A 24,739-nucleotide genomic window follows, 5' to 3' on the forward strand; every position below is an offset into this window, starting at 1 on the left:
GACACCCCGCTCGGGTTCGCCGAGCGGTCACGAACCGTCGGATAGCGGCGGCGCAGCCGACAGTTCGTGACCACTCGAAGCGCCGCAGGCGGGGTGTCCCGACCACCCGGCCCGCGCTCTGGAGGCGCGGTGCGGGCCCGCCACGGGCCTCCCGGCCGTCGTCCCGCCGGTCGCAACACCCCGCTCGAGTTCGCCGAGGGGTCACGAACTGTCGGATGGCGGCGCCGCAGCCGACGGTTCGTGACCACTCGGCGCGCGGCAGGCGGCGTGTCCTGACCACCCGCCCGGCGACGGCCTGGAGGCGCGGTGCGGGCCCGCCACGGGCCTCCCGGCCGTCGTCCCGCCGGTCACAACACCCCGCTCAGTTCCGCGCGCTGGTCACGAACTGTCGGATGGCGGCGGCGCAGCCGACGGTTCGTGACCACTCGGCGCGCGGCAGGCGGGGCGTCCTGACCACCCGGCGGCCGGGCCGTCAGCGTGTCGACAGGTGCCGCACAGACGTTCCATGACCACTCGCCGCTACGGTGATGGCGTGTTCGGACGCCGCCGCTCCCCCAACCCCCGCCCCGACGACGCTCCCGGTCTCGGCATCGGTGCCCTCGTGCAGGTCATCGACACCGATCGGGGTGGCGAGCAGTGGGCCGACGAGCCGATCGGGGTGATCGTGGCTCCCGGCGGGAGTCAGATCGGCGGGACACCGCGCACGTGGACCGTCGCCTTCGATGAGCCCGCGTACACGAAGGACGGCCGCGGCCCCTTCGAGCGCGCGACCGTCCTGAGTCGTCAGCTGGTGCCGGTCACGACCGACAGCGGCGAGTAGTCCGGGTCAGGGACTCAGTACTCCTCGGAGCCGCTCTTCATCATGGCCGCGACGGCCATGCAGCACCCGACGCCACCGAGGACGCCGACGCCGATGATGATCCCTGCGATGAGTTCGAGCATGGGTGGTGACTCCTTGGTTGCGTCGGCGTGTGGCTCCGCTCAGGTTACCGGATGCCGCGCATGAGCCGCAGCACCGGCTTGGCCAGGAGCAGCAGGACCACGCCCACCACGACGGCGACCAGGCCGAGGATCGTGAAGTACGGGGCCTCGTTCGCCGGGTCGTAGTAGCGGGACAGCACCCCGGTGACGGCGGTGCCGAGCGACACCGACAGGAAGAACAGCGCGACCATCTGCGTCTGGAACTTCGGCGGCGCGAGCTTCGTGGCGACGGACTGGCCGACGGGTGAGAGCAGCAGCTCGGCGAGCGTGAAGACCAGCAGGATGCCGACGAGCGCCAGCAGCGGCGTGCCGTTCTCGCCCGAGCCGGTGAACGGCAGGAAGAGCAGGAACGCGAGCCCCATGATCCCGGTGCCGAGGGCGAACTTCGTCGGGGTGGACGGCTGGCGGTCGCCGAGCTTGGTCCACAGCGCCGCGAAGACGCCGGACAGCACGATGATGAAGACCGGGTTGATCGACTGCACCCACGACACGGGCATCTCCCAGCCGAACAGCGAGCGGTCGAGGCGCTCGTCGGAGTAGACCGTCACGACGGTGAACTGCTGCTGGTAGAGCGACCAGAACACGGCACTGCCGATGAACAGCGGGATGAACGCGAAGACCCGCGACCGCTCGTCACGGGTGATGCCGCTCGACAGGATGACGACGAAGTAGCCGATGGTGGCCAGCACGACGACCGCCACCACGACGGTGGGCAGGTTGCCGACGTTGAGCAGGCCGGTCAGCACGGCGACGACGATGACGACGAGCGCGACGACGACGCCGGCTCCGATGAGCGGCAGACGGCGGCGGTCGACGGGGTTCGCCACGTGGCGGACGACCTCGGGCAGCTTCCTCCGCCGGATCGCGTACTGCACCAGGCCCGCCGCCATGCCGACGGCGGCCAGGCCGAAGCCCCAGTGGAAGCCGAGCGAGCTCTGCAGCAGCCCGGTGAGCAGCGGTCCGAAGAACGCCCCGAGGTTCACGCCGAGGTAGTAGAGCGAGAAGCCGGCGTCGCGGCGCGGGTCCTCGCGGCTGTAGAGGCCGCCGACGATCGTGGTGGCGGTGGCCTTGAGCCCGCCGGAGCCGAGCGCGATGAGCACGAGGCCGACCCCGACCCCGGCCACCCCGGGGATGAGCGCGAGGGCGATGTGCCCGAGCATGACGACGATCGCGCTGCCGAACAGGGTCCGGTCAGCTCCGATCAGCCGGTCGGCGATCCACGCCCCGATGATCGTGAACAGGTAGACCGCGCCGCCGTAGGCACCCATGATGCCGGTGGCGATGCCCTTGTCGATCCCCAGGCCGCCCTGCGTGACCGTGTAGTACATGTAGATGAGGACGATGCCCTGCATCCCGTAGAACGAGAACCGCTCCCAGAGCTCCACGGCGAACGGTGTCGAGAGTTCGAACGGTTGCCCGAAGAAGGTGCGTCCGGGACGGCCTTCGCGGTCCGCTGGGGTGGTACGTGACATGGCGGCCAGTCTGCCCCTGGCCGGGTGGGCACGCCCAATCGTCGAACCCCGCTCATGTCTTTGGAGGGTTCCCACGACCTCGTGACGGCACGGGCGACACGGGGTTGTGCGGCCCGCACGGCGTTCCCGCCACTGTCGGCACCGGTGTCTAGCGTGGACGGTGCAACACGGACACCGCAGTTCAGGAGGACTCCGCCCATGGTCGACACCGCACCCGCCCAGCGCACCACCCCCGCCAGTGGCAGCGACACCGCGCCGGACGTCGACGCGAAGAACGCCGCGCAGCACGCCGCGCCGAACGCCGACGCCGCCGGCGACCCGGCAGCGGGCACCCCGACCGCCGGCACGGACACCGACGTCCGGATCGACGTCGAGCTGGTGCAGGAGCTCCTGCTCGGACGCTGGGCCGAGGACCGCCGGATCTCCCGGCGGCTCGCGCTCGACCCCGCGATGCAGAAGATCGAGGGCCAGCCGATCCCCGAGCACCGGGCACGCGTGCTCGAGCAGCTCCGGACCCTGGTCGACGCCGGGGCGATCCAGCGCCCCTACCCCGCAGAGTTCGGCGGCCAGAGCAACCACGGCGGCAACCTGGCCGCGTTCGAGGAGCTCGTCACCGCCGACCCGTCGATGCAGATCAAGGCCGGGGTCCAGTGGGGACTGTTCGGGTCCGCCGTGCACCACCTGGGCACCGAGGCCAACCACCGCGAGTTCCTGCCGGGCATCGTCTCGTTCGGGGTCCCCGGCTGCTTCGCGATGACCGAGACCGGCCACGGCTCGGACGTCCAGAGCATCGCCACGACGGCCACGTACGACCCCGCGACCGAGGAGTTCGAGATCCACACGCCGTTCCGCGGTGCATGGAAGGACTACATCGGCAACGCAGCCCTGCACGGCCACGCCGCCGTCGTGTTCGCGAAGCTCGTGACCGCCGGTGTCGACCACGGCGTGCACGCGTTCTACGTCCCGCTCCGCGACGCCGACGGGGCGTTCCTGCCCGGCGTCAGTGGTGAGGACGACGGTCCCAAGGGCGGACTGAACGGCATCGACAACGGCCGGCTCGCATTCGACCACGTCCGGGTCCCCCGCACGAACCTGCTGAACCGCTACGGCGACGTCGCCGCGGACGGCACCTACTCGTCGTCGATCGCCTCGCCCGGCCGCCGGTTCTTCACGATGCTCGGCACCCTGGTGCAGGGCCGGGTGTCGCTCGACGGCGCCGCGGTCGTCGCCCAGAAGATCGCGCTGCAGATCGCCCTGACGTACGCGATGCAGCGCCGCCAGTTCCCCACGGGTGACGGTACCGAGGGCGTGCTGCTCGACTACGGCCGGCACCAGCGCCGGCTCATCCCGCGCCTGGCGACGGTGTTCGCGCAGTCGTTCGCACACGAGAAGCTCCTGCGCACCTTCGACGACGTCTTCAGCGGGCGCGAGGACACCCCGGAGCGCCGGGAGGACCTGGAGACCCAGGCCGCGGCGTTCAAGTCGATGTCGACCTGGTCGGCGCTCGACACCCTGCAGGAGGCCCGCGAGGCCTGCGGCGGCGCCGGGTTCCTCGCCGAGAACCGTCTGACCGGGCTCCGCGCCGACCTCGACGTCTACGTGACGTTCGAGGGCGACAACACCGTGCTGCTGCAGCTCGTCGGCAAGCGCCTGCTCACCGAGTTCCGCGCGAAGGCCCCGAAGGACCCGGCGTCCACAGCGAAGTTCGTGGCGGCCGTCGCGGCGTCGAAGCTGGCCGACGCGTCCGGCATCCGCCGCCTCGGCCAGACCGTGGCCGACCGCGGCTCGCTGGCCGCCAGCGTCGCCGACCTGCAGGACCCCCGAACGCAGCGCGAGCTGCTCGCCGGTCGGGTCGACACGATGGTCGCCGAGATCGGCATGCGGCTGGCGTCGGCCGGCAAGGACCGAGCCCGCGCCGCCCGACTGCTGAACCACTCGCAGCACGAGCTCATCGAGGCGTCGAAGGCGCACGCCGAGCTCATGCAGTGGGACGCGTTCACCGAGGCGCTCGACGAGGTCACCGAGGGCGACACCCGCCGCGTGCTCGTCTGGCTGCGCGACCTGTTCGCGCTCGGCCTGCTCGAGCAGCACCTGGACTGGTACCTGCTGCACGGCCGACTGTCGGCGCAGCGTGCCCGCGCGGTGTCGGCGTACATCGACCGGCTCGTCGCCCGGGTCCGGCCGATCGTGCCGCAGCTGATCGAGACCTTCGGGTACGAGCCCGGTCACGTCCGCGCACCGATCGCGCTCGGTGCCGAGCAGGCCCGACAGGACGAGGCCCGCGCCTGGTTCGCCGCCGAGGCCGCCGCCGGCCGCCTGCCCGAACAGGAGAAGAAGCCCCGCCCGTGACGGACACGCAGCCCCGCCCGTGACGGACACACAGCCGCAGCCGTGATCGACGAGCAGCCGCGCCCGTGACGGGCGTGGCTGCGTCGGACGGCTAGGAGTCGGTCGGCTCCGACGGAGTCGAGCCGTCCGCGGCAGCCCCGCCACGCGCCCCGAGCGCCGCGCGCAGCTGCGCCTCGGCGTCGTCACCGGCAGCGGCGGCCTCGGCGTTCGCCTCGGCGACCGCACGTACGACCTCTTCGCGCTGGATCTTCACGCCGCGCGGGGCGTCGATGCCGATCCGGACGCCGTCGCCCCGGGAGTCGAGCACCGTGATGACGATGTCGTCGCCGACGAGGATCCGCTCGCCGACCTTCCGCGTGAGTACCAGCACCCGTTCAGCCTAGCGACACGACGGGGAGCCCCAGCAGGTCCACCGACCCGGGCGTGGCGGTCTCCCCCGCACCGATCGCCACGACACCGACCACCGGCAGCCGCGAGGCCACCGCGGACACCATCGCGGCCGAGTCCGCCGGCTTCCGCCCGACGTCGACCACGACCCACACCTGGTCGGCCTGCAGCGCGTCGCCGGTCGCCCGGTCGTCCCACGCGGCGACGGCGAGCACGGCGTGACCGTCCCGGACGCCGTCGGCCCGCGCGAGGATCGCGGCACGGCGGTCGGCGGCGTCCGTCGGCCGGAGCGCGTGCCGCACCGCGAAGAGCCCGGCGGCCGCGTCGACGTCGTTCGGCCGCCCGACCAGGAGCACCAGGTCGCCGTCCGCGGACCGCACGGCCGGCGCGGTGGACCGGGCCACCGGAGCAGGCGAGGACGCGTCGAGAACGCGGGACGGGCCTCCCGACCGGGTCTCGACGACCGGCTGCGCGACGGCCACCGGCTGCGCGTCGACCACCGTCTGCGCGTCGACGGCGGCCTGGAGGCGCGGGTCGACCCCGGTGGGCACGTCCGGCACGGCCGGCGCGCCCGTCGGGCGCGGGGCGCTCGGCGTGATCCCGTCCGCCTGGAACCCGTCGAGCACCGACGCGAAGGCGTCGGCCCGCGTCGTCGCGGTGCCGTCGGTGCCGGCGATGCGCGCCTCGGCCGCCTCGGCGTCGGCGAGCAGCGCGGCGATGCCGACGCGCTGCACGGGCGAGTCGGCGATGACGACCCGGGCGGTGGGCTGGTCCCCCGGTTCCGGCACCTCGACGGTGGCCTCGACGTGCGCCTTGCGGAACAGTCCGCCGAAGCCCGGCGTGGTCACGCGTTCGGCCGCGACGATCCGCGCACCCGCGCCGAACTCGGTCCGGACCGCGTCGCGGACGGACTCGAGCGTGGCGCCGCTACGCTGCAATCGGGTCGGCGGCACGGACCACTCCCACGGTCTCGATGGTGGAGCCCGCGGCGGTGGCCTCCTGGTACGACAGCACCGGGAGCCCGTTCGACTGGGCGGCGACCATGCGGTGCACGGCCGGGCGGAGCTGCGGGGCGCAGACCAGGACGGCGGAGAGCCCCTGGTCCTCCACGGAGCGCACGGCGTCGCGGACGGAGCCGAGGACCTGCTCGATGCGGTGCGCGTCGAGCACGATCTGGCTGCCCTGCTCGGAGGGTCGGAGCCCCTCGAGCATCGACTGCTCGAGCATCGGGTCGATCATGATGACGCGCAGGGTGCCGGCGTCCGTGTGCCGAGCGGCGAGGGCCGGGCCGAGGGCTGCACGGGCGGACTCGACGAGCCCCTCGGGGTCGGTCGACACCTTGGCGCGGAGGGTGAGGGCCTCGCAGATCCGGCCGAGGTCGTTGATCGGCACGCGCTCGGCGAGCAGGCCCTGCAGCACCCGCTGCAGCTCGGCCATCGAGAGCATGCCGGGGACGAGCTCCTCGACCGCGGCGGGGTTGACCTGCTTGACGCCCTCGGTCAGGACCTTGACGTCCTCGCGGGTGAGCAGGCGCGCGGCGTTGTCGCCGATGACCGCCTGCAGGTGGGTGACGAGCACGGAGACCCGGTCGATCACCGTCGCGCCGGTCATCTCGGCGGCGTGGCGCAGTTCGGCAGGCACCCACTTGCCGGTCAGGCCGAACACCGGCTCGACGGTCGAGGTGCCGGGCAGGCCGTCCAGGTGGTCGCCGAGCGCCAGGACGCTGCGGGCGGGCGCGGTGCCCCGACCGGCCTCGACGCCGGCGATCCGGATGGCGTACGTCGACGGCGGCAGGTCGATCGAGTCGCGGGTGCGGACCGGCGGGACGACGATGCCCATGTCGATCGCGATCTTGCGGCGGAGCGCACGCACCCGGCCGAGCAGGTCGTCCGAGGCGCCGGACACCATGTCGACCAGATCGGGGGCGAGCAGGATCTCGAGGGCGTGCACGCGCATCTGCTCGAGCAGGTCCTCGGGGGTGTCGCCGGTCGGTGCGGCGGCCGCGAGTGCCTGCTGCTGGGCGGCGTCGGCCTCGGCCCGGGCGGCGTTCCGGCCGATGCGCCAGCCCGTGAAGAGCAGGGTCGCGCCGACGAGCAGGAAGGGCAGGATCGGCATGCCGGGGATGAACCCCATGGCGATCGCGGCGACACCGGCGATCATCAGGGCGTTCCGCGACTGCGACAGCTGCGTCGCGGCCGAGGACCCCATCTCGGACTCCGCGCCGGACCGGGTGACGATCATGCCCGTGGACACCGCCATGAGCAGCGCCGGGATCTGCGTGACCAGGCCGTCACCGATCGTCAGGATGCCGTACTTCGACAGTGCGTCGGTGACGGACAGTCCGTTCTGCAGCATGCCGATCGCGATGCCGCCGATCAGGTTGATGATGATGATCAGGATGCCGGCGATCGCGTCGCCCTTGACGAACTTCGACGCACCGTCCATCGCGCCGTAGAAGTCGGCCTCGGCGGACACCGCGGCGCGGCGCTCCTTGGCTTCCTGGTCGGTGATGAGCCCGGCGTTCAGGTCGGCGTCGATCGCCATCTGCTTGCCCGGCATCGCGTCGAGGGTGAAGCGTGCCCCGACCTCGGCGACGCGCTCGGCACCCTTCGTCACCACGACGAACTGGATGACGATGAGGATGAGGAAGATGACCGCGCCGATGATGATCGACCCGGAGACGGCGACGTGGCCGAACGCCTGGATGACGTCACCGGCGAAGCCCTCGCCGAGCACCAGCCGGGTGGACGCCACGTTCAGGCCGAGCCGGAACAGCGTCGCGACGAGCAGCAGGGACGGGAACACCGAGAAGTCGAGGGGCTTCTTCACGAACAGCGTCGTGAGCAGGATCACCAGCGCCAGCAGGATGTTGATGATGATCAGGAAGTCGAGCAGGAACGACGGCACCGGCAGGATCAGCAGCAGGATGATGCCGACGATGAACACCGGGACGACGAGCTTCGGCAGGTCCTTGCGGTTCATGCGGGGAGTCCTTTGGTCTGGTTCTCTGCGGTGCGCGGTGTGCGGAGCCTGCGGGGGCGGAGGTCTCCGGTCAGGGTGGCGGGGTCGATGACGCTCGCGACCTCGTCCGGGGTGGTCGGCCGCGGCGGGGCGTGCGTGCCGGCCGCGGTGCCGCGGGCCTTGAGCGCCATCACGAAGGACAGGACGCGGGCCACCGGGGTGTACAGGTCGACGGGGATCTCGTGCCCGAGCTCGCACGCGGCGTGCAGTGCCCGGGTGAGCGGGACGTCGCGGACGATCGGCACGCGTTCTTCTTCGGCACGGGCGCGGATGACGTCGGCGACCGGGCCGGCCCCCTTCGCCACCACCCGGGGCGCGGACTTCCCCGGCTCGTACTTGATCGCGACGGCGTAGTGGGTCGGGTTCGTCATCACGACGTCCGCGGTGCCGATGGCCTGGATCATCCGGTTGCGGCTCATCGCGAGCTGACGGGAGCGGCGCTGCGACTTCACCAGCGGGTCGCCGTCGCTCCGCTTGTTCTCGTCCTTGACCTCGCGCTTGGTCATCATCGTGCGCTTCCGGTTGCGGCGGATCACCACGAACACGTCGAGGGCTGCGAGGACGAGCCCGGCGACGATCGCCGCGCGCAGCAGGGTGCCCGATCCGGCGGCGGCGGCCTCGAGCACGGCCGACAGGGGCAGCGAGCCGCTCGCCATCAGGACCGGCATGAGCCCCTGCACCGCCAACCACAGGACCAGCCCGACGACGGCGGTCTTGAGCAGCGCCTTCGCACCGTTCCAGAGCGCCTGGGTGCCGAAGACGCGCTTCAGTCCGGCGATCGGATCGAAGTGGTCGGGCTGCGGCGTCATCTTGCGGAAGTGCACCCCGCCCTGGGTGACGGCGGCGGCGAGCACCGCGACCGCGACGACCGCGAGCATCGGGCCGAGGGTCGCACCCATCGAACCGAGGGCGTCGGCGAGCAGGGCCTGCACGGCACCGAGCTCGGGGTCCTCGATGACCCGCTGCACGGCGAGGAGCTGGTCCTGCCCGGCGGCCGCGGCGTTGCCGATCGCGGCCGGGATCATGAGCGCCGCGACGGCGATCCCGATCCACGCGCCGAGGTCCTGCGAGCGACCGATCTGGCCCTTCTCGTGGACCTCGCGCATCCGCTGCTGGGTTGCCTGTTCGGAACGTTCTCCGCTGTCGGACACGTCGTCACCCCCGTCCCGTGATCGCCTCGACGGCATCGCCGGTCAGCGACGACACCACCGAGGGCAGGGCCATGAAGAGCGCGCCGGCGAACAGGACGGTCAGGCCGATCTTGATCGGGAAGCCCATCTGGAACGCGTTGAGCGCCGGTGCCACGCGGGTCAGCAGCCCGAGGCCGACGTCGGCCAGGAACAGCACGACGACGAGCGGTCCGGCGATCTGCAGGGTGGCGAGGAACATCTGCGACATCGCCGTCACGAGCATCGACGCGAGCCCGTCCACCGCGAAGGCACCGGTGAGCGGCACGGCGTCGAACGACCGCACCAGACCGCCGACGATGAGCTGGTAGCCGCCCGAGGTGAAGAGCAGCGCGAGCGCGGTCATCTGGAACAGGCGGGTGAACTGGGCGCCGTTGACCTGGGACTGCGGGTCGAACGCCTGCGCGAGCGTGAACCCGCCGAACAGGTCGATGAGCGCACCCGCCGACTGCACGGCGGCGAACACCAGGAACACCAGGAACCCGAGGGACAGCCCGACGACGAGCTGGGTGAGCAGGGCGAGCAGGAACGGCCCCGTGTCGAGCGACTCGTAGCCGACGGCGACACGCGGGGCGACGCCGATGGCGAGCCCCAGCCCGAGGATCACCTTCACCGTGCCGGGGAACGCCCGGTACGAGAACGGCGGCGCGATGACGAAGAACGCGACGAGCCGGACGCCGGCGAGCATGGTCGCCTCCAGACGGTCGGCGTCGATGCTGAGCTCCATCAACCGGCCCCGAGCAGCTTCGGGATCATGTCGAAGGCGACGTGCGTGAACGCGATCATCTCCGAGATCATCCAGTTGCCGCAGACCACCAGGGCGATCGCGACGGCGACGGCCTTCGGCACGAACGAGAGCGTGACCTCCTGGATCTGCGTCACCGACTGGAACAGCGAGATCGCGAAGCCGACGACGAGCGAGGTGATGAGCACCGGGGCGGCGAGCTTGCCGGACACCAGGAGCGCCTGGAGCACGAGGTCGATGACTGCCTGCTGGTTCATGCGTGCCCCCTAGACAACGTGGTAGCTCTCGATGAGCGACGTGATGATGAGGCCCCAGCCGTCGACCAGCACGAAGAGCAGGATCTTGAACGGCAGCGAGATCATGACCGGCGGGAGCATCATCATGCCCATCGACATCAGGGCTGCGGAGACGACGAGGTCGATCACCAGGAACGGGATGAAGATGACGAACCCGATGATGAACGCGCTGCGGAGCTCCGAGATGATGAACGCCGGGATCACCGTCGTCATCGGCACGTCGGCCATCGACTTCGGGTTGTCCAGCCCGGCGGCGCGGGTGATCAGGGCGACGTCCTCGTCGCGGGTCTGGTGGAGCATGAAGGTCCGCAGGGGCTTCGTGCCGATCTCGACGGCCTGGTTGAAGTCGAGGTGCCCGGCCAGGTAGGGCTGCAGGGCGTCGTCGTTGATGTGCCCGAGCACCGGTGCCATCACGAACAGCGACAGGAACAGTGCCAGTCCGGCGATCACCTGGTTCGGCGGGATCGACTGCAGCCCGAGCGCGTTCCGGGTCATCGCGAGCACGACGAAGATCTTCGTGAACGACGTCATCATGAGCATCAGCGCGGGCGCGACGCTCAGCAGGGTGATGCCGATGAGCGTCACCACGGCCGACGACGGGGTGCCGTCCGGACCGTTCACGCTGACGCTGAAGTCACCGGTCGCGGGGGCGGTCGGGGTCGCCGGGGCGGTGGGTTCGACGACACCGGCGGCGTGCGCACCGGTCGTCGTGAGCATCAGGAACCCGGCCACGACCGCCAGGCCGAGCAGGACGAGGGCGACGAGTCGACCCGACCGTGCCAGCCGGTGCGGCCCTGCCACGGTCACCCGGCCCGCCGGTTCCGCAGCGCGGCGGCGGCCTGGCGCCAGGTGTCCACCGAAAGGATCGAGCCCTGCAGCTGCTGCGCGCTCGGCACGGCGCGCTGCGGGCGACGGTTGCGCGGGCGCATCGGCAGGGGCGCGACTTCGCTGGTCGCGTCGGTCCCCCGGGTCACGTCGTCCGAGCCTGCCGGGAGGCCCGTGGTGGCGTCCGACTGCTGCGCGAGTTCCCGACCGAACGCGTCGGCCGACGGGGCGGGACGCACGGGCAGCGCCACCGGTCCGGTCACGATGGTGAGTTCCGGCGCGGGCGCCTGCCCGCTGGTGAGCAGGTTGACCCCGTGCTCGGACACGCCGAGCACGAGCCGCTCCCCCTCGACGTCGACCACGACGACGCTCGCCTTGCCGCCGATGCCCTGCCGACCGACGACCTCGACGGTCGCGGCACGGCGGCCCGACGGCTTGCCCGAGAAGCGCTTGCGGCTCGCGCGGTGCAGCACCCACATGAGGGCGAGCACGACGCCGAGCGAGAGCGCGACGCGGAGGGTGACGACGAGGGTGTCCACGTGCGGGTCAGACCGTCTCGGCGACGTCGAGGATGCGGGTGATCCGGACCGCGTAGTCCTGGTCGACGACGACGACCTCGCCGTGCGCGATCAGGCGGCCGTTCAGCAGGACGTCGGCGGGGGCACCGGCACTGCGGTCGAGCTCGACGACGGCGCCGGGCTCCATGCCGAGCACGTCGCGGACCGACATCCGGGTGCGGCCGATCTCGACCGTCAGGGTCATCTCGACGTTGTTGATCCGGCCGAGGTTGCCGGCGGGCAGGTTCGCCACGACGGGCGCCGACACCGTGCCGTTCTCGCGGATCCGGATGCCGAACCACCCGGCGGGCAGGCCACCGGCGGTCAGTTCGAACACGACGGTGTCCGGGTCGGCCAGCAGCGACGCGGCCGACTCGCGGTTCGCCTCGCCGAGCACCCCGACGCCGAGGACGCCGGCCGCGGCCTCGAGCGACGGACGCAGGACGTCCGTGACGGCCACGATGCCGTGGTCGGTGCCTCCGGCGGCCGTGATCGACTCGAGGTCGGTGAGCACGAGCGCCAGGTCGGCCGACAGGCCGCCGACGAACGAGGCGACCACGGCGTCCGTCGCCGCGTCGAGCACGACCGGTGTCGCGCCTCCAGGCAGGAGCACCGCGGTCAAGGGGGCGGCCGTCGGGAGCTGCGCCGCGAGCGACTCGGCCGCTGCGGTGTGGAGGGTGGTCGTTTCGGTCATCAGTGCTGCTCCGTGCTCGTGGTGGTGACGACGATGCCGGCGAGGCGCGAGCCGTTCGCGCCGACCGCGGCGGTGCCGACGGGTTCGCCGTCGACCGCGATGGTGAGGGGCCGGTGCTGCGGGTGCGGCAGCGGCAGGACGTCGCCGACAGCGAGCCGCAGGACCTGCGTCGGCAGGACCGCGGCCGGGGCGAAGCGCAGGCTGACGCCCACGGGCACGCTCTCGAGCTGCGCGTCGAGCAGGGCTCGGGCGTCGGCGGGCGACACGTGCGCTGCGGCCTCGCCGAGCTGCGGCAGGACGGCCTCGGCCGGCAGGGCCAGCGTGCCGGGGGCGATGCGGTCGCCGACCCGGATCGAGAACGAGGCGACGATCATCAGGTCGCCCTTCTGCGCGGCCTGGGCGAACTGGCTGTTGAACTGGAACCCGCCGACCGTGACGTCCTGCGCGAGCAGCCCGCCGAACGAGTAGCGGAGGTCGTCGAGGGCGTCCTCGACGATCTTGCGGACCAGGGCCTGCTCGATGGGCGTGAAGGTGCGGTCCGGGGTCGGGAGCGGCTTCGAGGCGCCCAGCGCGTGCGACACCCACGTCAGCGCGGCGTCGAGCGGGACCTGCAGCACGCCCTTCGGGGTCAGGCCGGTGATCGGCAGCAGCACCATGCCGGTGAGCGCGGGCAGCGACGCGGCGTACTCGTCGTACGTCGTCATCTCCACCTGCTCGCAGGTGACCTGGCTGACCGCGCGGACCTTCGCCGTCAGCTGCGTGCCCCACTGGCGCGCGAACGTCTCGAAGGCGAGCTCGAGGACCCGGGCGTGCTCACGGGCCAGCGTCGACGGGCGCGCGAAGTCGTACACCTCGGGCGCTGGCAGGGTCTCGGTCACGGGTGCGTCTATCGGTCACCTGTGGGGCACCCGTCAGTGCTGTACCCCGTAGTGGGGCGGTGGCGGCAGCGCTGGTGCGCTCCGCGCGCTGCGTGTCTCAGCCCCGCTGCGCTGCGTCTCAGCCCTGCTGCGCTCTGCGTCTCAGCCCTGCTGCGCTCCGTCCTGCGCCTTGGCCAGCGCCGGCATGAGGGCGCTGACGTCCTGGTCGGCGTTCGACAGGACCACGATGTCGACCCGCCGGTTCAGGGCGAGGTCCCGGTCCGTGCCGCCCTTCGCCAGCGGTCGGCTCGACCCGAACCCGACACTCTGCACGTGGTCGCCGGGCATCCCGCCCCGCTCGACCAGGTCGCGCAGGACCCCGGTCGCCCGTGCTGCGCTGAGCTCCCAGTTGGTGGCGTACGGCGCGGTCGAGTTCCGCTGGTCGGCGTGCCCCTCGACGCTGACGTCGTGGGCGGAGGTCTTCAGCACCGGCGCGATGGCGTCCATGATCGACCGCGCCTGGTCGGACAGGTCCGCGCTGTTCGTGCGGAAGTACGTCTCGCTGCCGATCAACCGGACGATCAGGCCGCGGGCGTCCACGGTGAACTGGACGTTCTCGGTCTGGCCCGCCTTCGCCAGGTTGCGCTGGATCGCACGCTCGAGCTTCGTCAGGTCGTCGAGCTCGCGCTTCGCCTCGGCGAGGTCCTGCTTGCTCGCCGTCGTCGGCACCACCGTCGACGCGGGGTCGACGTTGGTGTCCTTCGTGCCGGACGACGCGGTCGAGTGGTCGGCCTGGGACTTGTCCGTCGAGTAGCCGGAGCCGTCCTCGACCTGGTCCTTCGTCACGACGGTGCCGCTCGCGGTGTCGATCTTCTGCGAGTCGACCTCGCCGAAGCCGGTGGCGAGCGACTGCTTCAGCTGGATGTACTTCTCCTGGTCGACGGTGGACATCGCGAAGAGCACGAGGAACATGCACATCAGCACCGTGATCATGTCCATGTACGACGCCATCCAGCGCTCGTCGGGGTGCTCGGCCTCGTCGTGGGACTTCTTCGCGCGACCGCGGCCGCGGCCCCGGGGGTTGGCGCTCACGGTCAGGCCGCCAGCTGCTGGTCGTCGGCCGCGTCGGCCTTCTTGCCGGCCTTGCCGCCCTTGCCGCCCTTGCCGCCCGTGTCGGCGCGGGCGGCGGGCGGGACCATGGCCTTCAGCCGCTCGCCGAGCAGACGGGGCTGGCTGCCGGCCTGCACCGCGAGCAGCCCCTCCATCAGGAGCGTCTGGCGGTCCGACTCGAGCTGGGCGAGCTTGCGGAGCTTGCCGCCGATCGGCAGCCACATGAAGTTCGCGGTCAGCAGGCCCCACAGGGTGGCGACGAACGCACTGGCGATCAGCGGTCCGAGCTCGTCGGGCTTGCCGAGGTTCGCGAGCACGTGGGTCAGCGAGACCACGGTGCCGATGATGCCGACGGTCGGGGCGAAGCCGCCGAGGCCCATAAAGAACGCGCTCGCGCTCCGGGTCGGGGCCGCGTTCGACTCGATCTCGTCCTCGAGCAGGATCCGCAGCTCGTCGCCGTCCGTGCCGTCCGCGATGTTCTGCAGCGCCTTCTTCATGAACGGGTCGTCGTGCTTGTCGGCCTCCTGCTCGAGGGCGAGCAGGCCGTTGGCGCGGGCGGTCTCGGCGAGCCCGACGACGTCGTCGATGACCGACGCCGGCGGGGTGACCTTGCCGGTGAACGCCTTCGGCACGGCCTTGAAGCTGGCGATCGCGTCCTTCAGCGTGGTGCTGGCGATGCCACAGCCGATGGTGGCACCGAACACGAGCAGCATCGGGGCGGGCAGGAAGAGTCCCCCGAGCTCGACGTGCTCCATCTGGACCATGCCGAACAGGGCGCCGAAGGCGAGCAGGATGCCGACGATCGTTGCGATGTCCACGTCAGCGACCCCCGTCCAGCGCGCGGCCGTGCTGCGTGGAGCGGAGCGCGGCGACCGGGGCGAGCGTCGGCTGCGGGCCGGTGTTCGTGCGGGGGGCCTGGTCGGTGCCGTAGGCCATGCCGACGATGCGTGCGCGGTACGCGGCGATCAGGTCGATGACCTCGGCCATCGACTCCCGCACGATGTACTTCGCACCGTCGACCATGATGAGCGTCGTGTCCGGCGTCTCCTGGATGCGCTCCACGAGATCGGGGTTCACAGCGAATCCGCTGCCGTTCAGTCGTGTGACGACGATCATGGCCCGTCCTGGTTCTCGATCGTCCCGCCGCCGTCCGTGGGGCGGGATGCGGGCCCGTCCGTGGGCCTGCACGGAGGACTATCGGCGCGTGCGACGGGTGCGTTAGCGGCCGTCACTAGCCTGGTTCGGTGATCGATGCCTCGGACCTGCTCGCCCACCCGCGTGGCCGGCGCTTCTGCCTGGAGCTCGTCAGCGGTGTCCAGGACCCCGACGAGCCGGCCGCCGTGCAGCTCGGCCACCTGCTCTTCTGGGCGGAGCACCACCTCGGCGTCGAACGCGGCGACGACCGAACGCTCTTCGGCATCGGTGGTGCGGTCGAACCCAAGCCGGCTCCGAACCTGGCAGCGGTGGCGAGCGCACTCGCGGCGGTGTCCCTGCCGTCCGTGGGCGAGGACGACGTCGTGGTCGCGCTCGAGTCGACTGCGGAGAGCGCGCTGTGGTGGCAGCAACCCGACGCGCTGGACGCGCTCCTCGCTCGGACGGAACTGCAGGCCGCGCTCCGGCGGCTCGCTCGGTGGGCGGTCGGGAGCCCGGTCGTGCGCCGGCTCTTCGACCCGCAGGGCGGAGCATGGACCGTCGAGTTCGACGAGGACGAGCAGCCCCGACGTCCGAGAGCGGCAGAGGCGCTCGCCGACTGGTCCCGGAAGCTGCGCCGCGAGGACGCCGAGGGGAACCCGGGGGTGGCCAGCGGGGTGTGGTGGACGACGCCGCCGTGGCCGCTCGCGCAGCACACGCGAGCGCCATTCCCGTCCGCCGGGCCGCTGGCGCTCTGGGCGGTCGAGGACTCCTTCGGGCAGGAACGCGCCGTGGTCTCGGCCGTGCCCGCCGATGCCATGGCGCGCGTGTGCACCGTCGACGGTCCCGCCGACTGGGCTGCGCTGTGCCGCCGCTGGCCGCTCGACGTGACGCGGACGACCCGACGGAACGACTGGGCCGTGGCGACCGGACGGCAGGGTGACTGGGTGCTGCCGGACTGGTCCGCGGTGGCCACCGAGTACGACGTCGTGCACCTGACCGTCGCGGGCTGGTTCCGCACTTCCGGGCTCGCCGTGCCGGTCGACGGCCGCCGCGCGAGCGTCGTCGCAGGGTGGACGCCGGACTCCGCGTACCGGCTCACCGACCGGGGAGCCGGGGACGAGGCCGTCACGGGCGATCCGGAGACCTGGTCGCGTCCGGGCAACGCAGGGGTCTGGCGCCGTCTCAGCTGATCCCCAGCAAATCGCTGCATCCGATCGGGGTGCTCCGGCGGTAGTGGGGGTACGACGTCGAGGACGACGTCGTCCGCACCGGCCCGGACAGGCCCGAAGGAGACACGTCATGCGCAAGACACTCGCCACCGGCCTCAGCGCCGGTGTCCTGTTCGCCGCCGCTGCGGCCGTACTGCCCGCGACCGCTGCGACCGCCGCCACCGGCGAGGCGACGCTCTCGGTCCTCCACGCCGTCCCCGACGTCACCGTCGACGTCTACCTCGACGGCGAACGTGCCATCGACGACTTCACCCCGGGCACCCTCGCCGGCCCGATGATGGTGCCGGCCGGTGCACACCAGCTCGCGATCACCGCCTCGGACGCAGCCGACGCGTCGAAGCCGATCATCGGCCCGGCGGACGTCTCGTTCGACGCCGGCGGCAACTACACCGCCGTCGCCCACGACGCCACGGACGGGTCGCCGACCGCCACGGTGTTCACCAACGACACCTCGGCCGTCGCGGCCGGCCAGGGACGCCTGGTCGTCCGGCACGTCGCCGCCGCACCGGCCGTCGACGTCCTCGCCGGTGGGAAGGCCGTCGTGTCGAACCTGTCGAACCCCGACGAGCAGGCACTCGAGCTGCCGGCCGGCACCGTGTCGGCGACCGTCGCCGCCACCGGGACCACCGACCCCGTGATCGGCCCGGCGGACGTCGCGGTCACCGCGGGCTCGTCGACCATCGTCTACGCCTGGGGCAGCCTGGACGACGACAACCTCGCCCTCGCCACGCAGACGATCGCGGACCTCGGCGGCACGCCGAACGGCGTCCCCGCCGGGAACGCCGGTCTCGTGGCCACGAACGACCAGGACCCCCTGCCCCTGGTCGGCGCAGCGGCGGCCGCACTGGCCGCCGCTGCCGCGATCGGGGCCGTGGTGCTCCGCCGCCGGCACGCAGCGACCCGCCGCTGAACGTGCCACGCCCCCTGCGGTCCGCCACGGTGACGCTCGTCGTCGCCGTGGCGGCCGCCGCCCTGACCGGGTGCTCGTCGGCCGGGACCACCCCCGGCGGGCAGCCGTCCGTCCTGCCGACCACCACCCCCACACCGGTCCCGTCGGCGTTCTCGACCGAGGTCCCGCAGCAGGCCGCCACGATCCCCCCGGTCCGGGACGCCCCCGCCCCGACCAGCATCACCGTCGACCACGCCGGCATCAGTGCGCCGGTCCGTCCGGAGGGGGTCGACGAGGACGGCGCGATGGCGCTCCCGCCCGACCCGGCGACCGCGGGCTGGTACCGGTTCGGTGCCGCACCGTCGTCCACCGAGGGCACGGTCGTCATCGCGGCCCACGTCGACGCGGTCGGCTACGGCATCGGCCCGTTCTCGCGGCTCGCCGACGCCCCGTCCGGCACCCGCATCACCCTGACCGACGCGGACGGTGCCGAGACCGCGTGGCGCATCGACTCCGTCAGCATGCTCGAGAAGCAGGGACTCCCCTGGGGCGAGGTGTTCCGTGACGACGGACCACGACGGCTCGTCCTGGTGACCTGCGGCGGGACGTTCGACGCAGCCACCGGACACTACGAGAGCAACCTCGTCGTCACCGCGGTCCCGGCCTGACCGTGGCGACGATCCGCCCCCTACGATCGGATCGTGGTCGACGACGACCGCGCCAGCGACAGGAAGACGTGACGACCATCCTCCCGGACGATAGCGAGCTCTCGGACGCGTTCCGCGCCGGGGGCGAGCACGCCCTGCGAGCCGTCTACGAACGGTGGTCGTCGCTCGTGTACTCGCTGGCCCTGCGCGCCCTGGCCGACCCGGACGCCGCGGAGGACGTCACGCAGCAGGTCTTCGTGAAGGCCTGGCAGCGCAGCACGAGCTACGACCCCGGCCGCGCCCCGCTCGGCGCGTGGCTGGTCGGCATCACCCGGAACTGCATCGCCGACGCGCAGAACGAGCGCCGACGGCACGCCAGCGCCGCCGACCCGGACGTGGTCGAGGAGACCACACCAGCGCCGGAACCGGCCTTCGACCTGGCCGAACGCGCACTGGTCGCAGGCGAGCTCGAGCGGCTCGACGAGGTCCCACGACGCGTGATGCGACTGGCGTTCTACGACGACCTCAGCCATCGTGAGATCGCCGAACGGCTCGAACTGCCGCTGGGCACCGTCAAGAGCCACATCCACCGAAGTCTGGCTCGGCTCCGAACACGTCTGGAGGTGATCGAATGAAGCACGTCGACGACGAGACGCTGGCGATGCTCGCGGTCTCCGACCAGGTCGCCGCGGACGACGTCGCCGAGCACCTGGCGTCCTGCGACCGGTGCCGCGCCGAGGTGGCCGCGCTGCAGCGGGTCGCCGCGGTGACGCGGGCGTCCGAGGACGTCACGCTGGCCGCGCCCCCGGAGCACGTGTGGGACCGGATCGCGGCCGAGATCGCCCGGACGCCGCAGCAGGCTGCGGCGACGACCGAACCCGGACGAGCGGCCGAACGAGCACCCGAAGGGGCGCCCGTCGGCGCCCGGCCCGACGCGGAGCACCACGCCGTGGCCCGCCGGCCCCGATCCCGTCCCCGTCGTCGCCGAGCCCTCGCCGTCGCGATCGCCGGCGTCGGTGTCCTCGCCGTCGTCCTCGGCATCGGTGTGGCGTCGGGGATCGTCCCCGGACTCCCCCGCGGCGACACCGAGACCGTCCTGGCGAACACTGAGCTCGCAGCGCTGCCCGGTTGGTCGGGGACGACCGGCCGCGCCGAACTCGAACGTGACCAGGACGGCCGGGTGACCCTGCTCGTCGACCTGCACGGAGAGCGCGGTCGCTCCGGCACCGGTCCGCTGCGCGAGGTCTGGATGATGCGGTCCGACCTCGGCGGACTGGTGAGCGTCGGCTACCTCGACGGCGACCAGGGCCGCTTCACGGTGCCCGACGGCGTCGACACCGCGGAGTTCCCGGTCGTCGACGTCTCGGCCGAGGCCGACGACGGTGATCCGGCGCACTCCGGTGACTCGATCGTCCGGGGCACCCTGACCGATCCCTGAGCGGTTTCGTCCCCCGAAATTCCCAACTGTGACGTATTCGAGACCTCAGGACGCGCAACGGGTGTCGATCTTCCACTGCTTTATCTCATGAGCGTGTTAGCGTGGCGCGCATGACCGACACCACCACCGTCGTCTCGCCGGCATCTCCGGCGACCGCAGCACCCCTCCGTGAGGTCGGCGCCCTGATCCGGGGCGCCCGCAAGGGCCGCAGCATGACGCAGGCCCAGCTCGCCGAACGCGTCGGCACCAGCCAGAGCGCCATCAACCGCATCGAGCAGGGCGGGCAGAACCTGTCCCTCGAGATGCTCACCCGCATCAGCGACGCCCTCGACCAGCAGATCGTCTCGATCGGCGGCGCCCCGCAGCGTGCCCACCTGCGCGTGCAGGGAGGCCGGAAGCTCAGCGGCTCCATCGCGGTGAACTCGAGCAAGAACGCCGCCGTGGCCCTGCTCTGCGCCTCGCTGCTCAACCGCGGCGTGACCCGTCTGCACAAGGTCGCCCGGATCGTCGAGGTCGACCGCATCATCGACGTGCTCCGCAGCCTCGGCGCGAGCGTCACCTGGTCGGAGGACGGCGAGACCCTCGAGATCGTCGCCCCCGACGACCTGCACCTCGACGCGATCGACGCCGACGCCGCCCGCCGCACCCGCAGCGTGCTCATGTTCCTCGGCCCGCTCAGCGGCCGGTACGAGTCCTTCCGCCTGCCCTACGCCGGCGGCTGCGACCTCGGCACCCGCACGGTCGAGCCGCACCTCATCGCGCTCCGCCCGTTCGGCGTGGACGTCGAGGCGACCTCCGGCTGGTACGAGGTCGACGTCGCGAACCAGGCCGTCCCCACCAAGTCGGTCGTGCTCACCGAGCGCGGCGACACCGTGACCGAGAACGCGATCCTGGCCGCCGCGGCCCGCGACGGCGAGACCGTCATCCGGAACGCCAGCCCCAACTACATGGTGCAGGACCTCTGCTTCTTCCTCGAGCTGCTCGGGGTGCAGATCGAGGGCATCGGCACCACCACGCTCCGCATCACCGGCAAGAGCAAGATCGACGAGGTCGTGGACTACTGGCCGAGCGAGGACCCGGTCGAGGCGATGAGCCTGCTGACCGCCGGCATCGTCACCGCGTCGACCCTCACCGTGACCCGGGCGCCGATCGAGTTCCTCGAGATCGAGCTCGCGACCCTGGCCGAGATGGGCCTGCGCTTCGACGTCACCGAGGAGTACGCCGCCGCCAACGGCCGCACCCGCCTCGTCGACATCACGGTGTACCCGTCCGAGCTGCACGCACCGATCGACAAGATCCACGCGATGCCGTTCCCCGGCCTGAACATCGACAACCTGCCGTTCTTCGTCGTCATCGCGGCCATGGCCGAGGGCACCACGCTCGTGCACGACTGGGTCTACGAGGGCCGAGCGATCCACCTGCTCGACCTCACCCGCCTGGGCGCGAGCGTCACCCTGCGCGACCCGCACCGCCTCGACGTGACCGGCCCGACGCACTTCTCCGGCGCTGAGATCAGCTGCCCGCCGGCGCTGCGGCCCGCCGTCGTGATCCTGCTGGCGATGCTCGCGGCGAAGGGCGAGAGCGTCCTGCGCAACGTCGGCATCATCGCCCGTGGCTACGAGCAGCTGCAGGAGCGCCTCAACTCGCTCGGCGCGTCCATCGAGACGTTCCACGACTGACGCGACCACCCACCCGCGCGACCTGACGGCCCGTCCCCGCAAGTGGGGACGGGCCGTCACCCGTCTGACGGGGTCCCCACGGGCCTCCAGGCCGATGCCCAGGAGCGCTCCATGCGCCGCCCAGCCCGACCGTGCTGGATGGGCAGATGGCCACGAGATCACTCCTGACCGTCCCCCTGCTCATCACCGTCGCGGCCGCCGCGGCGGCCTGGCTGGTGCTCGGCCCCGCCGCGGCGCTCGCCTTCGTGGCCCTCGCGTTCCTCGAGATCGCGATGGCCGCGGACTCGTCCGTGCCGATGGCCGGCATCGCCGGCCGTCTGCACTCCCCCGCCCGGCGGCTGTTCCTGTCGCTCGGGATCGTCGCGGGCGTGCTCGCGATGCGCCTGCTCCTGCCGCCGGCCGCCGTCGCGGTCGGTGACGCGACCGACCCGGCCAGCTCGGTGGAGGAAGCCGTCTTCGCGCCCGGCTCGTTCTCCGCGCACCTGGCCGAGGTGCGTCCGGCCCTCGCCGCCTTCGGCGCCGCGTTCATCTGGCAGGTCTTCGCCGAGTACCTGTTCAACACCGACCGCGCGTCACGCAGGTCGTGGCTGGGCAGCCTGGAGGCGCGGCTCGCCTCCGTCGCGCGACCGCGCGTCTGGTCACTGGTCACCGCTGCGACGGGGGTTGTCGTGACCTCCGTGCTCGTCGGGTCGCGTTCCGGCTGGGCCGCCGGTGCGCTGCTGCCGGTCGCGCTCGGCGGGGTGGCCGGCATCGCGGCGTACCTCGTGTCGAAGCGGACCGCGGCGTGGGCGCTGCGCGGCGGCCCCGGGGGCGGCGGGTCGGACACGGCGTCGATCGGGGTCGGCCGCGGAGCCTGGCGCATCCACCTGTACGCGTCGACGGTCGTGTTCGAGCGGGGGCTCGTGGTGTTCATGCTGTTCGAGATCCTCGACGGCGTGTACAGCCTGTCGGGGTCCGGGCCGCTCGGGTCGGACGGGCTCGGGGCGCTCGAGCAGGCCGCGGTCGCCATCGGGGCGATCGGGGTGGGCGCGGTGTTCCTGGCCCGCCTGACCTCGCGGGTCGACCAGGCTGCTGGGCTGAAGCGGCTTCGGTACCTGAAGGCCGGGGCGGCGTACGTGCTCGGGGTGCTGTCGGTGCTGCTGTGGGCGAGTCTGCTCGTGCCGATCCCGGGCGTCGTCGTGGGGTGGTTCGGGACCGTCGTGATCGGGTCGGCGCTGGTGAGTTCCCTGCCGTGGCGTGCGTGGTGGCGGCGGGTGGTGCGGCGGCCGCGAGCGGTGTGAGCGGCGGGTCGTGACGCGTGGTGCGGTCTGGTGCGGCGCGTCGTTCGGCTGTGCGCGGCGCGTCGTCCGGCTGTTCTGGAAGGATCCACCGTGGATCGGCGTTGACTGGCGGGTCGGACGACGATCGGAGTGCACGTGCTGGGACCGGAACTGGTGGTCGTGCTCGGCCTCGCCATCGCACTGACGGCGGCCGTGGCCGACCGGATCCGGATCGCACCACCCGTGCTGCTCCTGGTCTTCGGCGCGCTGCTCGGGCTCGTGCCGGAGTTCGCGGACGTCGAGCTCCCCGCCGAGGCCGTGCTGCTGCTGTTCCTGCCGGCGCTGCTCTACTGGGAGAGCCTGACGACGTCGCTCCGCGAGATCCGGAAGAACCTGCGCGGCATCGTCCTGATGGGCACCCTGCTCGTCGTGGTGACCGCCGGTGCCGTCGCCGTCCTGCTGCACCTGCTCGGGATGCCGTGGGGGCCGGCCTGGGTGCTCGGCGCCGCGGTCGCCCCGACCGACGCGACCGCGGTCGGCGTGCTCACGAAGATGCTGCCCCGGCGGAACGTCACGGTGCTCCGTGCCGAGAGCCTGGTGAACGACGGCACCACCCTGGTGGTCTACGGCATCGCGGTGGCCGTCACCGTCGGCACGCAGGAGCTCACGTTCTGGGGCGTGTCCGGCATGCTCGTCCTGTCGTACATCGGCGGGGTCGCCGCTGGTCTCGCCGCCGCCTGGATCGGGACGATGGTGCTGCGACGCGTCGACACCGTCGTGCTCGAGAACCTCGTCACCCTGCTCGTGCCCTTCGCCGCGTTCCTGGCCGCCGAGGCCATCGGCGCCTCGGGCGTGCTCGCCGTCGTGGCGGCCGGCATCGTCGTCAGCCAGGTCGGCCCCAAGCTCGACCGTGCCGAGACCCGTCAGCAGGTGCGCGCGTTCTGGTCGTTCCTGACCTTCCTGCTCAACGGCGCACTGTTCGTCCTGGTCGGCATCGAGGCGATGGTCGCCGCCCGGGCACTCGACCCCGCCGACCTGCTGCGTGGGACCGGGATCGTCTTCGCGGTCGCGGTGCTGCTCGTCCTCGTGCGGTTCGCGTTCCTCAACGCCGCGGGCGGGACCATCTGGCTCGTCACCCGGCGCACCGGTGGAGAACCCCGCGAGGGGCACCGCGACCGGCTCGTCAGCGGGTTCGCCGGGTTCCGGGGCGCGGTGTCGCTCGCCATGGCCGTCGCCGTGCCGCGCACGCTGGAGTCCGGCGGTGACTTCCCCGAGCGGGACCTCATCGTCTTCGTGACCGCCGGCGTGGTCATCGTCACGATCGTCGGCCAGGCCCTCGTGCTGCCGGCCGTCCTGCGTCGCGCCGCGCTGCCCGAGGACGAGTCCGTCAGCGAGGAACGTCGCTACGCCGAACGCACCGCGATCGAGGAGGCGCTCGATGCGCTCCCCCGTCTCGCTCGGTCGACCGGAGCCGATCGTGCCACCGTCGATCGCCTGCGGAAGGACTACGAGGCCCACCTCGACGTGATCGAGGCCCGCGAAGGGGACGACGACGACCACCCCGCGCTGCAGCGGCACGACAACGCGGTCGCCCTCGAGCTCGCACTCGTCCAGCACAAGGCGAGGACCCTGTTGCGCCTGCGCGACGCCGACGAGATCGACGACCTGGTGCTGCGTCAGGTACGCGCCGGGTACGACGCGGAAGAGGCGCGGCTGGACGGCATCGAATCGGTGGCGTCACCGCCCACGTCGTCGTAGGGCGACTCCGGGCATGCCTGGTCGAACCGGGCGTACCCGGTCGGTCGTTCCGACCAGGTACGCCCGTTCCGCGTTCCCATCGCACCGGGAACGCTAGCCTGGCCGCAGTGATCCTCCGTCTCTCTCGGTGACCCACCGGTCACCCAGCACCACCGGCTCGCCCCGCCGACGCGCGGGGGTGGTCTCGTGCGCCCGGACGGGGAACTCCACCAGGAGTTCCCCGCC

General features: G+C 72.1%; 24 protein-coding genes. 10 read left to right on the plus strand and 14 right to left on the minus strand.

Annotated elements, in window-relative coordinates; genetic code table 11:
* The first annotated feature begins 505 nt into the window (after positions 1–505).
* A complete protein-coding gene (locus DEJ02_RS01665; RefSeq protein ID WP_111031781.1) occupies positions 506–820 on the plus strand; it encodes a hypothetical protein in 315 nt (104 codons plus the stop codon).
* Between the two features lie 166 nt (positions 821–986).
* On the opposite strand, the gene DEJ02_RS01670 is transcribed toward DEJ02_RS01665, so the two are convergent.
* Complete coding sequence (locus DEJ02_RS01670; RefSeq protein WP_181436843.1) at positions 987–2,453, minus strand: peptide MFS transporter; 1,467 nt, start codon at positions 2,451–2,453, stop codon at positions 987–989.
* Positions 2,454–2,651: 198 nt separating this feature from the next.
* On the opposite strand from DEJ02_RS01670, the gene DEJ02_RS01675 reads away from it, so the two are divergent.
* Complete coding sequence (locus DEJ02_RS01675; protein ID WP_111031782.1) at positions 2,652–4,802, plus strand: acyl-CoA dehydrogenase; 2,151 nt, start codon at positions 2,652–2,654, stop codon at positions 4,800–4,802.
* 91 nt (positions 4,803–4,893) lie between these two features.
* On the opposite strand, the gene csrA is transcribed toward DEJ02_RS01675, so the two are convergent.
* From csrA to DEJ02_RS01740, 13 genes are all read right to left on the minus strand, one after another.
* Entirely contained in the window at positions 4,894–5,172 is a 279-nt protein-coding gene (csrA, locus tag DEJ02_RS01680; RefSeq protein WP_111030047.1) for a carbon storage regulator CsrA, read from the minus strand.
* A gap of 4 nt (positions 5,173–5,176) precedes the next feature.
* Positions 5,177–6,142, minus strand: a complete 966-nt coding sequence (locus DEJ02_RS01685; RefSeq protein ID WP_111031783.1) for a hypothetical protein — start codon at positions 6,140–6,142, stop codon at positions 5,177–5,179.
* Positions 6,117–8,171, minus strand: coding sequence for a flagellar biosynthesis protein FlhA (locus DEJ02_RS01690; RefSeq protein WP_111022852.1), 2,055 nt, complete (start codon positions 8,169–8,171; stop codon positions 6,117–6,119). Before DEJ02_RS01690 ends, DEJ02_RS01685 begins: the two co-directional genes overlap by 26 nt.
* Positions 8,168–9,361, minus strand: a complete 1,194-nt coding sequence (locus DEJ02_RS01695; RefSeq protein WP_111031784.1) for a flagellar biosynthesis protein FlhB — start codon at positions 9,359–9,361, stop codon at positions 8,168–8,170. The genes DEJ02_RS01690 and DEJ02_RS01695 overlap by 4 nt, the downstream gene beginning before the upstream one ends.
* A 4-nt stretch (positions 9,362–9,365) precedes the next feature.
* A complete protein-coding gene (locus tag DEJ02_RS01700) occupies positions 9,366–10,124 on the minus strand; it encodes a flagellar biosynthetic protein FliR (RefSeq protein ID WP_111031785.1) in 759 nt (252 codons plus the stop codon).
* Positions 10,124–10,399, minus strand: a complete 276-nt coding sequence (locus DEJ02_RS01705) for a flagellar biosynthetic protein FliQ (protein ID WP_027465541.1) — start codon at positions 10,397–10,399, stop codon at positions 10,124–10,126. The genes DEJ02_RS01700 and DEJ02_RS01705 overlap by 1 nt, the downstream gene beginning before the upstream one ends.
* Positions 10,400–10,408: 9 nt before the next feature.
* On the minus strand, positions 10,409–11,245 hold the full coding sequence (gene fliP, locus DEJ02_RS01710) for a flagellar type III secretion system pore protein FliP (RefSeq protein WP_110859880.1): 837 nt from the start codon (positions 11,243–11,245) through the stop codon (positions 10,409–10,411).
* A complete protein-coding gene (locus tag DEJ02_RS01715; protein WP_111031786.1) occupies positions 11,242–11,802 on the minus strand; it encodes a flagellar biosynthetic protein FliO in 561 nt (186 codons plus the stop codon). Before DEJ02_RS01715 ends, fliP begins: the two co-directional genes overlap by 4 nt.
* Before the next feature lie 7 nt (positions 11,803–11,809).
* Entirely contained in the window at positions 11,810–12,514 is a 705-nt protein-coding gene (fliN, locus tag DEJ02_RS01720; protein WP_111022848.1) for a flagellar motor switch protein FliN, read from the minus strand.
* Positions 12,514–13,392, minus strand: a complete 879-nt coding sequence (locus DEJ02_RS01725; protein ID WP_084740413.1) for a flagellar motor switch protein FliM — start codon at positions 13,390–13,392, stop codon at positions 12,514–12,516. Before DEJ02_RS01725 ends, fliN begins: the two co-directional genes overlap by 1 nt.
* 141 nt (positions 13,393–13,533) lie before the next feature.
* Complete coding sequence (locus DEJ02_RS01730; RefSeq protein ID WP_111031787.1) at positions 13,534–14,463, minus strand: flagellar motor protein MotB; 930 nt, start codon at positions 14,461–14,463, stop codon at positions 13,534–13,536.
* Between the two features lie 2 nt (positions 14,464–14,465).
* Positions 14,466–15,299, minus strand: a complete 834-nt coding sequence (locus DEJ02_RS01735; RefSeq protein WP_111031788.1) for a motility protein A — start codon at positions 15,297–15,299, stop codon at positions 14,466–14,468.
* 1 nt (position 15,300) lies between these two features.
* Positions 15,301–15,597 carry a flagellar FlbD family protein gene (locus DEJ02_RS01740; protein ID WP_111031789.1) on the minus strand — a complete coding sequence of 99 codons (297 nt, stop codon included), beginning with the start codon at positions 15,595–15,597 and terminating at the stop codon, positions 15,301–15,303.
* 128 nt (positions 15,598–15,725) lie between these two features.
* On the opposite strand from DEJ02_RS01740, the gene DEJ02_RS01745 reads away from it, so the two are divergent.
* From DEJ02_RS01745 to DEJ02_RS01780, 8 genes are all read left to right on the plus strand, one after another.
* Positions 15,726–16,805: a hypothetical protein gene (locus DEJ02_RS01745; protein WP_111031790.1), complete on the plus strand. Its 1,080-nt coding sequence runs from the start codon at positions 15,726–15,728 to the stop codon at positions 16,803–16,805.
* 109 nt (positions 16,806–16,914) lie between these two features.
* A complete protein-coding gene (locus DEJ02_RS01750) occupies positions 16,915–17,754 on the plus strand; it encodes a DUF4397 domain-containing protein (RefSeq protein WP_111031791.1) in 840 nt (279 codons plus the stop codon).
* A 2-nt stretch (positions 17,755–17,756) separates the two neighbouring features.
* A complete protein-coding gene (locus DEJ02_RS01755) occupies positions 17,757–18,401 on the plus strand; it encodes a class F sortase (RefSeq protein ID WP_181440247.1) in 645 nt (214 codons plus the stop codon).
* A gap of 68 nt (positions 18,402–18,469) precedes the next feature.
* Positions 18,470–19,015 carry an RNA polymerase sigma factor gene (locus DEJ02_RS01760; protein ID WP_111031793.1) on the plus strand — a complete coding sequence of 182 codons (546 nt, stop codon included), beginning with the start codon at positions 18,470–18,472 and terminating at the stop codon, positions 19,013–19,015.
* Positions 19,012–19,818, plus strand: coding sequence for an anti-sigma factor domain-containing protein (locus DEJ02_RS01765; protein ID WP_111031794.1), 807 nt, complete (start codon positions 19,012–19,014; stop codon positions 19,816–19,818). Before DEJ02_RS01760 ends, DEJ02_RS01765 begins: the two co-directional genes overlap by 4 nt.
* Positions 19,819–19,928: 110 nt before the next feature.
* Positions 19,929–21,497 carry a UDP-N-acetylglucosamine 1-carboxyvinyltransferase gene (locus DEJ02_RS01770; RefSeq protein WP_171907747.1) on the plus strand — a complete coding sequence of 523 codons (1,569 nt, stop codon included), beginning with the start codon at positions 19,929–19,931 and terminating at the stop codon, positions 21,495–21,497.
* Positions 21,498–21,643: 146 nt separating this feature from the next.
* The gene (locus DEJ02_RS01775; protein WP_111031795.1) at positions 21,644–22,777 is read left to right on the plus strand and encodes a DUF475 domain-containing protein; all 1,134 of its coding nucleotides are present in this window, start codon (positions 21,644–21,646) and stop codon (positions 22,775–22,777) included.
* A gap of 135 nt (positions 22,778–22,912) precedes the next feature.
* On the plus strand, positions 22,913–24,514 hold the full coding sequence (locus DEJ02_RS01780; protein WP_111031865.1) for a Na+/H+ antiporter: 1,602 nt from the start codon (positions 22,913–22,915) through the stop codon (positions 24,512–24,514).
* The last annotated feature ends 225 nt before the right edge of the window (positions 24,515–24,739 follow it).

The sequence above is a fragment of the Curtobacterium sp. MCLR17_042 genome, from assembly GCF_003234695.1.
GTDB classification, from domain to species: Bacteria; Actinomycetota; Actinomycetes; order Actinomycetales; family Microbacteriaceae; genus Curtobacterium; species Curtobacterium flaccumfaciens.